The organism is Bacteroides intestinalis (assembly GCF_003464595.1).
Lineage (GTDB): Bacteria > Bacteroidota > Bacteroidia > Bacteroidales > Bacteroidaceae > Bacteroides > Bacteroides intestinalis_A.
The window spans coordinates 1-13,061 of record NZ_QRZF01000006.1 but is presented as its reverse complement, the minus strand read 5'-3'; the positions used below and the strand labels follow the sequence as shown (position 1 = coordinate 13,061).

The window sequence follows — 13,061 nt, the reverse complement described above, 5'->3', positions numbered from 1 at the left end:
AATAAATGAATGAATATGAAAGTCTTTAGATATTTTATAGGTCTTGCCTTATTTTGTTTTTCATTGAGTTCATGTACCTTGTTCGGTCTTGATTTTCAAAGTAATGAGGAATATGAAGCGAAAGAAGCAGATAATAAGGTAAATATGACGATTTGGGAATTTATCCAAGACCGTCCTGATATATTCAGCACTTTAATTGAAGGTATTCAATATGCTGGAATTGAAGATTTATATAAGGAACCGGGTAATACACATATATTGCTAACAAATAGTGCTCTTAGTAGTGGAGATAATTGCTTTTGGCAGAAAAATCCTGTGATACTTCCTGGAACAGCAGAAGCCATTGCGGCAACAGCGTGGGAGCAATATGACAAGAAGATTGTCAGAGAATTACTAACCTATCATATTGTCAGAGGCGAATGGTCATATTTCAATATTGATTCCTCAGACCGCTGGATTGAAACTTATGGTGAAGGGCAATTCTCTTATAACAGGGATGGACAAACATTGAAAGGCGATACAGCAGTTATGTGTATCAAAGCTGGACACGATCGTAATCTGCCACTTCAATTGAATAACTTTGAATGGAATTACAGAGGGCTTTTGGCAGCTTCTTCCGGTAGTTGTCGTACTACCAATATTCATGCGCGTGATGGTTATATCCATGTATCTGATTGGTGGCAACCCCGCCCATCGAGATATTTTATGAATCAAGAATAAATTAATAATATAGAAACGTATGAAAAAATTAATATTCAATATCGCTATATTAATGTGTATAATCTTTGCTTCTTGTTCAGATGACGACAGTGTAAATATTGTTTCATTAAACACTTTCGGTACAAAATTCTGCCGTAATGATGTGGTGAAAGTATTTGTTTCTGCCGAACTCAGCGATGACACCGATGTCAGCTACGAATGGGGATGTGATGGAGGAAGTATGACAAATCCCCAAGGGTTATTTGAGAATGTATGGAAAGCACCGAATGAAGCCGGTATTTATGAAGTTTGGTGTACAGTGAAATGTGGTGGAAAGAAAGAAACTCGTCGCTCTAAAATGACAGTACTGGACGAGCTTTTTTATTCTAACTTTGAAACACCTTATTATAATGAAGGTTGGTCCAATGCATCTATGACAGTGGCATTTGATGCCAATAAAGGTTCAAACGGTGCTGTGAAGTTAACTTCCAGCAAAGCAGACGGGCGTTTTGCGCGTAGCTGGGGAAGTGTATCCATTCCTTTTTCTACACAAGTAGATTATGCAGTTAATACTTGTCCTGCTGACAATAATTTTGTAGAAATTCGTATTGAGTTTGCTCGTATTAATAATGCTACATTTTATGTAACTAAGGCCTGCTTTACAACTTATCCCAAGACAGGAGCATGGAAAGTAACTTATACGACAACCAATGTATCTACAGGTGAGACTGAAGAGCATATAATAGATGAGGGTACAGATACAGCGAACTTTAAATTTAAGAAAGATACTTTTAAAACGATTGCTGTCTCCATTGATGCCAATAAACGATTCATTGTTTATTATGATGGTAAAAAGTATTTTGAAAGTAATGTATTAGCTGGTGTACAGGAGCAGTATTATGTATCCCGTTCCGGTTTCGGCCTTGATAATAAAGTCGTTATTTTTGCAGATAATTTATTTGTCTATGATAATGGTACAATCTGTACGGCTGAATCTCGTGAAAGATAAATAATCAATCTCATTCATTAAAAAGGGAGAGAATATTGGACATGCATATTATGTTTAAGTATTCTCTCCTTTTACTAATATTATAAAGATATGAAACATCGTATTCTGTTTTTACTGACAGCTATTCTGATTTCACTCTCAGGAATGGCTCAAGATAATGTAACAGGGATTCTTCTGAATGAAAAAGGTAAACCGGTAAAGAAAATAAAAATGCGGATAAAAGGACGTATGAAAATGCTTTCAACTTCATCAAAAGGTACTTTTGAGTTGGGGCGTATTAAAGCTGGTGATACTCTGTTAATATATCCTAACAGAAAGTTGGTGGCTTATGTGCCAATGTTAGACCTTCCAACTTATACTATACATTTAGGAAAAAACTCATTGCGTTATGCCACCAATGAAAAAACAATAACCTGCATGTATCAGGAAATACCCGGACAAACTTATAATAACAATATTATAACTTATGAGAAAATTCAACAATTAGATGCGAACAATCTGATAGACTTATTGCGTGGGAATATCGCCGGATTACAAATCAACTACTCTGATGGGCAGATGAAAGCTTCAATACGAGGCAGTTCATCTTTTGCACTAAGTACTGAACCTCTTTTTATAGTAAGCGGAACGGAGTATAACTCATTGGAAGAAGCAAATAATGCAGTATCAGTAGAAGACATACGTGAAATAGAGGTTAAAAAAGATGGTTCTGAATATGGAATGAAAGGAGCTAATGGGGTTATTTTAATAAGAATCAAATGATAGGTTTAAACATGAGAGGAGTATTCTGTGTGATGATAATGCTTATATATTATAGATACATGATAATAATGATAGGCCTGTTCCTTGGAAGGACATGTTTTGACTATACAGACCGTTATCCACAATATTAAATGGAGTCGGCCTACATCCAATTCACATGTCTTTTTGCAATATTATTGTCTATTTTACTTTCAAAAGAAAGTCTATTTAATCTATTCTATAACTCATAATTTTTATAGGATAAAGATTATAGTATCTTTCACGATTCAATCCTGGAATACTTATGCAAGAAGGTCGAATAAAAAGTAATAAATATGCAGAAAATGGATAAAAAAGAGAATAAAGCTTAAGTATCTGGAGATAGAATATTAATATCCAAGACGCAGGACATTAATATCCTGCGTGCAAGAAGTTAACTTCCTGTAGACAGGAAGTTAATACCTGATGTACAAAGCCTATATAAACGTCATCAGGAATCCCCAAGGTGTATTTAGACCTTCTATTTCATCCTTTTTTCCGTTCACTTTTTCAGTAGCATTTTATCAACAGACACCGGATCGTTTCTTGCAAATTGTAACCGAAAGACAGAAAAGGATAATACTTACAAGAAGAACCCGTAAGCATTACCCTTTTCTACTTTCTTTTTGAATTTATCTAATCCTGTTTCCGTGCATTCTTCTTGAACTTATGGCAGGAAGGCCGAAAGAATACAAACGTACAGTGATTGAAAATACAAAATGTCAAAGCGACAAATTAATCATGAGGTTGTGGGTTCGGATTAGTATGTGCTTCATATACTTTAAAATCTGCCAATTGTAGACTTTCATCTTTAAGGCCATTGTCCGGACGATCGGATGCACTTTGCATCTTCCGCCCCAGACTGCGATAGATACCAAATTTATTACGGATGTTCGTTGCTCCTTTTCTCCACAAATCTACATCAGAAAAAGATTGATTGGCAAGTACTTTGCCATCGCTGATGCGGGTGAGCTTGATGCGGAACGTGCCATGATGCGTGTAATGCATTTCTGTCTCAACCTGTATCCATTCGTCCTTAAAATCAGAAAGAGGGAGATCGTCTATCAGAATTCCTTTACCAGATGTCCTTGTATCTCCCGTATGGATTACTTGTACGCGTTTATTATCACCGTTCTCATCACAGCGTGTACTGATGGTGATGAGTGGTGCACCATTGTTTCCCTCTTGCGCTTTTAGTTGGTGGAGGTGGCAAAATTTGGTAGTGGGTTGAAAGCCTTTCGGAATACGGAATTTCCACTCCAACCGTTGCCATTCATTCCAGTTTCCATTCAGGTGGTACCAATTACGGTTGGTCTGGCTTTTCATCTCGTTTCGCTGACGATCACTCAATAACCTGCCGCGGTCACTATCCAAAGCTTCAGCACTGGCATGATTTGTGAATTTAAATATGTATTGTTGCAAAGTAGAATCGAATATTACTTCACAATGAACTCCGTCATAATGATCATTCTTCGATATATTAGGATGTTCAGAGTAGTCCCATCCTAAAGTGCGCATATATTCATGTATGGCATTATAATCTCTTCCAACCAATTCGGAAGAAGCCTGCATACCTCCTTGAAAGGCATAGTCGGACGGAGTGGGAGGAGGTAACTGGGTAGTAGGTCCGTATCCGATAGCTTGCAAGGCAGATTCGCCTAAACGCTCCTTAAGTTGTGCAAGATAAAGACTTTGAGGGGCAACCTGAGTATTATGAGAATCGAAAATACCAACGGCCAATGTCGGCCCCGATTGATTGAAAGGACGGCGTAGTGGTGTACTTTCCCCTTTACTACCTATTACCCAATTGCAGGTTCCCGGTGGTATTTGGTTCACATAACTTTTTGCTACGCAGTTCCAAGCAACGGACCAGGCAGTGCCCCAACCGTGACCGGAACCCATAGAACCGCGATTCTTGAAATCAATGCCCCCGTCCGGCAATACACAATTATCAAGTAGTAAACCAGTGCTCCAGCGTTGATGTCCTTCTATGCGTCCGTTCCCTCTGAAGCTGCAATTAAGGAATACAATAGGGCCTGTTTGTCCGCCGCCAAGTGCCACAAACCAAATATTGTCGCCTGCAACCGAGCAACGGTCTAGTAAAATCTGTCCTCCATTCGGTGCAAATTCTGCTGGTTTGGAGGCTCCCTGATGTAGAGCCCTTCTTACCACATTAATTTGTTGCAGGGTGATACGCCGACCTCCTACACCTACGCTTTCCATGGTTTCCATTGCATTGATATCCTTCGCCCAGCAATCTTCTCCATTTATTCTTAATGCGTAATATAAGGCTTTTCCATGATTAACTGCTTGCGCCGGCGATTCAATGCGGAGGTTCTCCACACCGCACTGACGAATACGCCGGACATCATTGGCTATCACCACCGTAGTGTTATCATCCGTAAACCGGGCATCATAAGAATCTACTAATGGAACTGTCAAAGTGATTGTATTTTTCTCGATACCTGCAATCGTCCGTTCTGCAATCAACAGTCTTCCTGCCTTTATCCAAGTCTGAGGTTTTCCATCGCGTACCAGATCGTGCATCTTCATATATTTAATCCACTTCTCTGTCACAGGTTTACGTATTTCGATGTTATCTCCAACAGAAAGTCCCGAAGCGTCCTCCACTGTGAAATGATAGGAACCGGCAGGAATATATTTGTCAATGACTTTTATGCTCTTCTCATCCGGAGAAGTCTCTCCCAAACGATTGCCTGCCCTCTGACGAAGATTGTTATTCACAACTATAGCTGTGTGTTTCCCACCAGTCATAACAATGGTACTTCCACTTGGGTCACTTCCGGTACCGCGTAAAACTACACCGTCAACCGTAATCTGGATAGTGCGTTCGCACACAAAACGTCCGGGTGCCAATAATACAGCTCCCCGGAATCCATTTTCATCTTGGGGAAGTGCAGAGACCATATCAATAGCTTTTTGGATATAGTCCGTGCAATCCTCATTCTCACCTAAAGGATGTACCGTCAACTTGGCCGGAACATAAGGTAATGTAACTCCACCGCCTTTATAGCCAGCATGGGAAAAATCAATGATGCGATCACCTTTTTTCGTTGTTTTATATACTAATTTTCCAGAAGCGTCCGGATAAATCCACTGGCTTTTACCAGTTAGCTCCTGTCCCATAACGGACAAGGGAAAAAGAAGACATAGTAGATAATAGATGTTTTTCATTTGTTTTATCAATAGAATTAATAATAGTATAGCAAAGAAAAGGGAAAAAAAGAATTCCCGTTATATATATTGTCTCAAAAACTTACGAAATAGGATCTAATTTATCTTTTCACTATAGAAAGATACAAAATTGCAAGAAAATGAGATTTCTCAATAAAGGGGGTAGCTAAAGAAAGGGTTTCTTTGTAAAACAAATAAAAAACTAATAAATATGAAGAAAGCACACCTTATATCCTTATTTATAGGATTCTCAGGATTCGTTGGTTCTAATTTGCTCATGGCACAAGAAAGCTGGCAATCACAACTCGTAACTCAGGATAAGACCGGAAATCTGACTTATCAGAAAGATAAAGATGGTTTTGTCATACCCGATTTTAGCCAGGCAGGGTATAAAAATGGAAAAGATGTTCCTGTAATCAACTTGCCGGAACGCACCATCGTTATTAGTCCACTGGAAGATAAAGAGGCTGACAATACGCAACATGTACAAAAAGCGATTAATGAGGTTGGACAATATGAGTTGAATGCTGACGGTATCCGGGGAGTCGTACTATTGAAAGCTGGGCGATATAATATTGATGGAACCTTGAGTTTGACGTACGATGGAGTTATCTTGCGCGGTGAAGGTAATTGTTTTTCCGAGAATGATTCTACCGTCCTGTATGGTAGAAATGCTTCCGAGAAGGCAAAGCGACTCATTTTAATGGGAAATTCTTCTGCACACAACTGGGGCAATGGAAAAGGAAACAACCAGGTAAATATTACAACCCGGAAGGTAATGCCGGGAGATTATTCATTTCAGGTAACTGACGCAAGTGCTTATCAGATTGGCGATTTAATCTGTATAAAGTATCCCACTACTACGGAATGGCTGGAAGCAGTCTGGTATGGTGGAAATACAAAACGGAATACAGATGAAAGTATGAAATGGAAGATTAAAGATATTGATATTTCCTATCACCGTTATGTGAACAATGTAGAAGGAAATAGAATTGAAGTGGATGCACCTGTTTTCTATTCACTCGATCAGCAATATGCACAAGCTTATATTTATAAGATTGAGAATCCGGGTACTGTTCGTCACAATGTAGGTATTGAAAACCTGCATATCTCTTTGGAAAGAAGCCCGGAAAATTCGACGGCCAATGTCGATCAGAACTGTATCTATATGAGTTCTTTGGAAAATTCATGGGTAAAAGGTGTTTCGATGTCAGGATTCGTTCATGCAGGTATCAAAACAACATCGACTACGCGAAGCACAATCGAAGATTGTTATGCAATTGATCCTTCAGGACTTTGCACCGGAGGTACATATTATAACTTTGAGAACTACCATCGTTCACAACTGATCTTACTTAAGAACTGTTATGCCCGCAACGGACGTCATCACTATATCTCTAACGGTTGCGCCACTACCAGCGGTATTGTGGTGTTAAATTTCCGTTCGGAGCTTTCTCTTGCACAGGCAGAGGGACACCGTTTATGGTCACAAGGTATTCTGTTTGACAATTGGAAAGAATTGGGAACCATAAAATCAAATGCCGGTAAAATCGGCATGTACTTACGTGATAACATGGGAAGTGGTCATGGCTGGGGAGGCACTAACAGTGTCTTTTGGAATTGCGATGTACAGGGAGGTGCTATTTATCTGGACAAAGTACCTACAGGGCAGAACTATGCTATCGGTTGTACGGCAAAGACGATACGACGGTATCGCAATACGATGAGTGAATATATGGATGGATATATCGAAGGGCAGAATCGTAAGAATCTGCAACCGGCATCACTTTATGAAGCTCAAAGAGAAGCCAGAGGTATATCTACGGGGTTAATGCCTGAAGTAAATAGAGAAAATACCCCGCATATCATTGTAGAGATAAACCGTGTGAGAGTAAAATCACAAAAAGATGCATTGATATCTATTTATACAACGAACGGAAGTATGGTGCAGACGCTTAAATCTTCTACTAATAACTGGGTGGAAAGTATGGCATTGAACGATGACTTTTACATAGTTCGTGTGGAAGAGGCCGGCCGGAAAGCTTACAGTCAGAAAGTTCTTATCAGAACCACCGGAAAGTGATTTGATTATGCTCCTGAATATCAAAAATAAATCTACTAATTGTTATGACAAAAAAAACTTTTATCTCGCTCCTGTACGTATTGGTGTGTACCGTTTGTTTCGGACAAGAATTTGTGCATCCCGGCATGTTACATACGACCTCTGACCTCGAGTTTATGAAAGCAAAAATCCTTGCAGGTGAAGAGCCTTGGAAGGAAGCATGGGATCAGCTCAAGGCTTCAGAAATTTCCTCACTCCACTATAAACCAACTCCATTTAAAGTTGTGGATAACGGCCCGTATAATCAGCCCGATAATGGCGGGAAAGAGTTTGTACGTGATGGAGCCGCCGCCTACACCATGGCTTTGCAATGGTATGTGGAAAGAAATGAAGCTTATGCGGAAAAGGCTATTGAAATTTTTAATGCCTGGGCAAATACCCTTGAATCGGTCGTCAACCACAATCGCCAACTGAAAGTGGGTACAGCAGGCATTAAGTATCTCAATGCTGCCGAGATCATCAAATATACCTACAAAGGCTGGAGTGACAAAGATCGTAGAGCATTTGAAGATATGGTAATCAATATTTGGTATCCTGTGATAACAGACTGGACACCTCGTTACAATGGCAATTGGGATGCTGCCAACGGACAAACCATAATGTGTATCGGTATCTTCCTTGATCGACGAAATATTTTTGAAAAAGCATGCAAACAGTTGACAGATGGTGATAGTAACGGCTCTATAAAAAACTATTTTTATGAAAACGGACAATGTCAAGAGAGTGGACGTGATCAGCAGCATGTACAGATGGGGCTTGCTTTCCTTGCTTGTGCCGCAGAGATAGCATGGAACCAAAAAATAGACTTATATGGGGCGTTCGATAATCGTCTCTATAAAGGATTTGAATATACAGCTAAATACATGTCGGGTGAAGAAGTTCCTCATATACAGTATATCACTTGGTTTGGAAAACCAGTCTATGGACCTGAGATCTCGCCCAAACAACGCGAAAAGATATGTCCTGCCTGGGAACGCGCTTACCATCATTATCATGACCGCAAAGGAATGGATATGCCTTATACCTATAAAATGATTCAGAAAAGTCGTCCGGAAGGAACAGTTAACCAATCGTTTATGCCTTGGGCATCTCTGACCAGTGCAGATTTTCCAGCTCAATAAAACTGTGCGACCTCTTTTATCCTTAGTGTGCTCTTAGAGAATAGTTATAGTATTTCGATATTACACAAGTAACAAATTACTTGTATAATATCGTTTATTTCTTCTCATTTTATTTGCTTTACATACCGACAGACTTTCCCATCATCTGTTATACCTTCTATCACTACTGTATAAGTAGAAGGGCGATCTGCTGTATAAAAACTTAGTCCTGTTTCACCTTTCTCATTCAGACGGATATTGGGTTCCCAGTGAATGGTGGTACGTTTATCAGAGTTGATAATCTTACGGCTTTCTTCGGTAGGGTATTGGGGAGCATAAAATTCTGCATTCTCGGCATAGGATAAATAACCTATGCGGGCAATGCTCGGAATAGAAGAACCGATAATTCCTTTAGAGAGATAAGTACTTATATATACTTTCTGGGGCTGAACGATCAGAGGTAGTGCATCACCAGTTCTCGGTGCATTGGCTATTGTTACAGCCTCTGTTTCTTCATAATTTTCCCAAGTATAATGATCCTCGCTGTTTGCAATATACATTGCCTTATCTCGTACAAAATTTATAGACTTCACATCCTCGGCACGCAGATTTTCCAGATCTTGTAGATTCTTTAGTTCATATCCATCAACTATTACGGGTACTCTTTTCCAGAAGCGTTCCCAGTAACCTGATATCGGACTTTCGCCATTAGAACCAGATATTTTGCTGTAAGAACTTTTTTCGTTGAAGTTTCTGTTTGGAACTAATACAAACATTTGGTTAACACTATTTCTAACTCCGGAATGAACCATAATGTTAGGAGTTCTCTTCAATAAATCCAAAGCCGTCTTTTCATTTATCTGTTCTATCTTCTCCGGTTCAACCACCTTATATGAGACCCACCCGTCCGGCAATTGTAAAGCGGTGACCTCCACTTCCGGCAGTCGGTATATTTTTTCTCCATTTACAAGAGTATAATCTTCGCGCACACTTTTAATGAAAGCTCTACTTTTCAAAGGTATTTCTTCTTTTTGCCAGTGTAAGTGGTGAGTACTAGGATATTCCGTTTCATTCATGTAAATGCCATATCGCCATTTGGGTTTCTTCCCAGCACCGTTAATCAGGAACTCTGTCAAACGATCCTTGACCTGCTGAAAATTATGGGTAAAAGAAAACTCTCCTTTCTCATTGGAAACAACAATTTGTTTGAAAGCTTTTTGAGAAGTACTCACAAGCAGTGCAAAATGAGACAATCTTTTCTTATCAAAATGACTTTCAACATATCCGCAGATTTGCTGAGTTTTCTCAACTTCATATTTATATTTCGCTTCTCTCAAATTTGTACTCACATCATATCTACGCCAGCCGTGTGTCAGCATAAGTTGGTTCAAATGCTTTTCGATGGTCGGAGTACAAGAAGAAAAATAGTAAGCGGGAGAAAAGACATTACCTTTTAAATCAGAATTCAGCAATAGTTCACTGACCACATGGTTGGTTGTAGCATCCATATTCACGGCGAAATCGTCGGTTATACTCAAAGAGAAATTTCCCTGAACCGGCCTATGTTGATTATCCAAAATGCGTAACCCCATTTTTACAGGTTGGCGACTGTCGGCCGGAGTACCAGAAACCGCTAACTGAAACACAGCGGCAGGCTTCCTGACAAAGACAAGACGTTCGCTCACCACTGTCGTATCACGGTTGAATAGTGTGAAGTGGGCAATTCCTTCGGGAAACGAATCGAGAGGGATACTGTCGGATAATTGTTCGCGAGATACGACACGATTCAAGAGGATCTTGCCACGTGTATGCACCAATAAACCGAAGTCCTCATTCAGTTCTCTATCCAAAGGAGTGAGTATACAGTAGTGTACAGAAGTGGGATCCTGATGTATGGCGAGAGAAATATGGGTGGTGGAAGCTTTAGGTAGAGTGAAACTCCGCTCATATCCAAGCTTATCTTTCACAAAAGCATACAGTGTATCTGCTTCATCGGCTTGAACCGTAAAGGAGCCTATGCCGGCATACTCGCTATTGAGTGTGACCAATGTATCTTTTCGTTGATTTAATACATATCCCTCTACATTTATTATTTCCCCGGTCGAAGTTTCTGCTTTAAAGGCAACCTGCTGTTGTACTCCTGCTAGTAAATGCCCTCCTTCCGGATAGAAGCCAACTGTATATTCATAATCCTGCGGCAGGAAGATGCGCTTGCGGTGTACATATTCTTTCTCGTATAGAGAAAGGTAGACATAAGGTTCCACGCCTTTCTCCCGGTCGGGCAGCTTAAAGCGTATTTGTCCATCGGCATTTGTTCTCACACGGCGAAAGCGATTCTTATACTCTTTCGTGCGAATCATGTACTCGACACGAGAACCTGCATAGGGAGTGCCGTCTTTACGCAACAGGGTGATAACGGCATATTTCCCATCGGTTTCATCCGAATCATATTCGATGTTCGCAGTAAGTAACGAAGAGGTATTGGCATATACGGGAATCTGTTTGGTAAAGAAGAACTCCTCTCCTTGATTTCTCATGAAATTGGTGTAAGCGCGAATCTGATAATCGGCCTCTTCAATATCTTTTTCTAAAGGAATGAAATTAGAGAAATGCCCGTTTTCTTCTTTTATTTTTTTACGCTGAATTACCTTATTCTTCCGGTTTATGAGTTCGATATATAAAAAGCGACTTTGTGCATCACTTTCTTTATGCGTTTGTGCATCTACAAGATAACCTTTCAGCCAAATGGTATCGCCAATCAAGTAGAAAGGCTTGTCGGTGTGGAGATAGGCTTTCTCCTGATATAGCACAACTTTTTTTTGAGAGAAAATGGGTAGAATTGAGCTACCTAATAGAATGCATATAATTAAAAAGCATCTCATAATATATAGTTTTTATAAAGATAAGCAAAAGCCTCATTAAATACTACGATATTAAAGTTATCATGAAGAATCTTTTATAAAAAAAAGAAAGATTCTTCATGATATTGAAAAATAAGCGGTTTTATATAGCTGAAATTACTTTGTTATTTTGGACATTCACAAGGGTTATTTAAACATATCTTACAGCACTCACAGTGAACAGCACATCTATGACATGTTGGACAAGAGATATAGTTGGGTCCACATACTGGACAACAAATACAAGCTTCTATAACGTAACCACATTTTTCACAAATAGGATAGCATACACATTCTCTAAATCCGCACCTTGGGCAGAAACAGGTACAGGTTTCAGGATCCATCGCACCACAATCAGGACAGAATAATTCACATTCTTCCCACCATTCATGTTCTTTACCACACATACTACAAACTTCCCAATCTAATGAATATGATGACATATTCATTCCCATATCAAACAGGGAAATAGAAATTGCATTTGATGTTGAAGCAGGAGTTGGTACTTTTGCTACACGAAGAACAGAAGTTATTTTTCCATTTTCATATACATAAGCTTTCTTTGGTTTCCCATTTATATCAGAATGAAAGATATAACCGGAAAAATCGCTACCCTCCATATTGTATTTTAAAACACTTATTTTAGCTTTATTTCTCCTTAAGTAATCCTTATGACCAATAATAGTTACAATTTCACAGACAGGTTCATTATATCCATGAGTCTTTCGAAAAACAAATTTAAAATTCGCTTTAGTACGTTCATGCTTTAATTCATCTGTTCCCTTTTTTATTTTTTTTAATGCATAAATCTGTCCTCCAGCATTCATCGGTATTTCAACATAAGAGGCGTATTCATCACTCCAAACACTACTTTTATCCCATTCTAATCTTACATTGGCCTTTTTTAAATCAGGAAGTGAAGAATGCGTCATTGAAACTTCTTTTGAGTGTTTAGAGTAATGATCCATATATTCTTTATCATTAACACTGTCAACTTTAGTTTTAAAATCAGGTAATTTTAGTGCATGGATATTAGTCTCAAAAAAATGTTTAGCCGAAGCGACACTTAGATCCTCATTTAGAGAACGGGTTAATACCTTATCAACCGATTCTTCATTTTCGATAAACTCATTTTGGCATGCGTATCCTATAACGATTGTTAACAAAGACACTAAAATCATTTTCTTTTTCATGTTTTTTTGTTTTTAATTTATCTGATTCTCCGCAAACACACCTAATATTTTTAGTATATTAGC

The 13,061-nt window shown here is 39.0% G+C and carries 8 protein-coding genes; 5 read left to right on the top strand and 3 right to left on the bottom strand.

Features of this window, described 5'->3' with window-relative positions; genetic code table 11:
* Window positions 1-15 precede the first annotated feature (15 nt).
* From DWW10_RS10125 to DWW10_RS10115, 3 genes are all read left to right on the top strand, one after another.
* Entirely contained in the window at window positions 16-720 is a 705-nt protein-coding gene (locus DWW10_RS10125; protein ID WP_259320461.1) for a fasciclin domain-containing protein, read from the top strand.
* Between the two features lie 19 nt (window positions 721-739).
* Window positions 740-1,708 carry a hypothetical protein gene (locus DWW10_RS10120; RefSeq protein WP_118421392.1) on the top strand — a complete coding sequence of 323 codons (969 nt, stop codon included), beginning with the start codon at window positions 740-742 and terminating at the stop codon, window positions 1,706-1,708.
* Between the two features lie 90 nt (window positions 1,709-1,798).
* A complete protein-coding gene (locus DWW10_RS10115; protein ID WP_118421393.1) occupies window positions 1,799-2,470 on the top strand; it encodes a TonB-dependent receptor plug domain-containing protein in 672 nt (223 codons plus the stop codon).
* A 753-nt stretch (window positions 2,471-3,223) separates the two neighbouring features.
* Here the strand turns inward: DWW10_RS10115 and DWW10_RS10110 are convergent.
* A complete protein-coding gene (locus DWW10_RS10110) occupies window positions 3,224-5,683 on the bottom strand; it encodes a hypothetical protein (RefSeq protein WP_118421394.1) in 2,460 nt (819 codons plus the stop codon).
* Window positions 5,684-5,894: 211 nt separating this feature from the next.
* Here DWW10_RS10110 and DWW10_RS10105 point away from each other — a divergent pair, with 211 nt between their 5' ends.
* On the top strand, window positions 5,895-7,766 hold the full coding sequence (locus DWW10_RS10105) for a T9SS type A sorting domain-containing protein (protein WP_118421395.1): 1,872 nt from the start codon (window positions 5,895-5,897) through the stop codon (window positions 7,764-7,766).
* A gap of 44 nt (window positions 7,767-7,810) precedes the next feature.
* The gene (locus DWW10_RS10100) at window positions 7,811-8,926 is read left to right on the top strand and encodes an alginate lyase family protein (RefSeq protein ID WP_118421396.1); all 1,116 of its coding nucleotides are present in this window, start codon (window positions 7,811-7,813) and stop codon (window positions 8,924-8,926) included.
* A 104-nt stretch (window positions 8,927-9,030) separates the two neighbouring features.
* Here DWW10_RS10100 and DWW10_RS10095 read toward each other — a convergent pair whose 3' ends face one another.
* Window positions 9,031-11,787: a hypothetical protein gene (locus tag DWW10_RS10095; RefSeq protein WP_259320460.1), complete on the bottom strand. Its 2,757-nt coding sequence runs from the start codon at window positions 11,785-11,787 to the stop codon at window positions 9,031-9,033.
* Between the two features lie 143 nt (window positions 11,788-11,930).
* The gene (locus tag DWW10_RS10090; protein WP_118421397.1) at window positions 11,931-12,998 is read right to left on the bottom strand and encodes a hypothetical protein; all 1,068 of its coding nucleotides are present in this window, start codon (window positions 12,996-12,998) and stop codon (window positions 11,931-11,933) included.
* Window positions 12,999-13,061: the final 63 nt, after the last annotated feature.

Bases quoted from the DNA above. Each gene is read 5' to 3' on its own strand.
- DWW10_RS10095 (WP_259320460.1), bottom strand. From the start codon at position 11,787: ATGAGATGCTTTTTAATTATATGCATTCTATTAGGTAGCTCAATTCTA.
- DWW10_RS10120 (WP_118421392.1), top strand. From the start codon at position 740: ATGAAAAAATTAATATTCAATATCGCTATATTAATGTGTATAATCTTT.
- DWW10_RS10115 (WP_118421393.1), top strand. From the start codon at position 1,799: ATGAAACATCGTATTCTGTTTTTACTGACAGCTATTCTGATTTCACTC.
- DWW10_RS10105 (WP_118421395.1), top strand. From the start codon at position 5,895: ATGAAGAAAGCACACCTTATATCCTTATTTATAGGATTCTCAGGATTC.
- DWW10_RS10125 (WP_259320461.1), top strand. From the start codon at position 16: ATGAAAGTCTTTAGATATTTTATAGGTCTTGCCTTATTTTGTTTTTCA.
- DWW10_RS10100 (WP_118421396.1), top strand. From the start codon at position 7,811: ATGACAAAAAAAACTTTTATCTCGCTCCTGTACGTATTGGTGTGTACC.
- DWW10_RS10110 (WP_118421394.1), bottom strand. From the start codon at position 5,683: ATGAAAAACATCTATTATCTACTATGTCTTCTTTTTCCCTTGTCCGTT.
- DWW10_RS10090 (WP_118421397.1), bottom strand. From the start codon at position 12,998: ATGAAAAAGAAAATGATTTTAGTGTCTTTGTTAACAATCGTTATAGGA.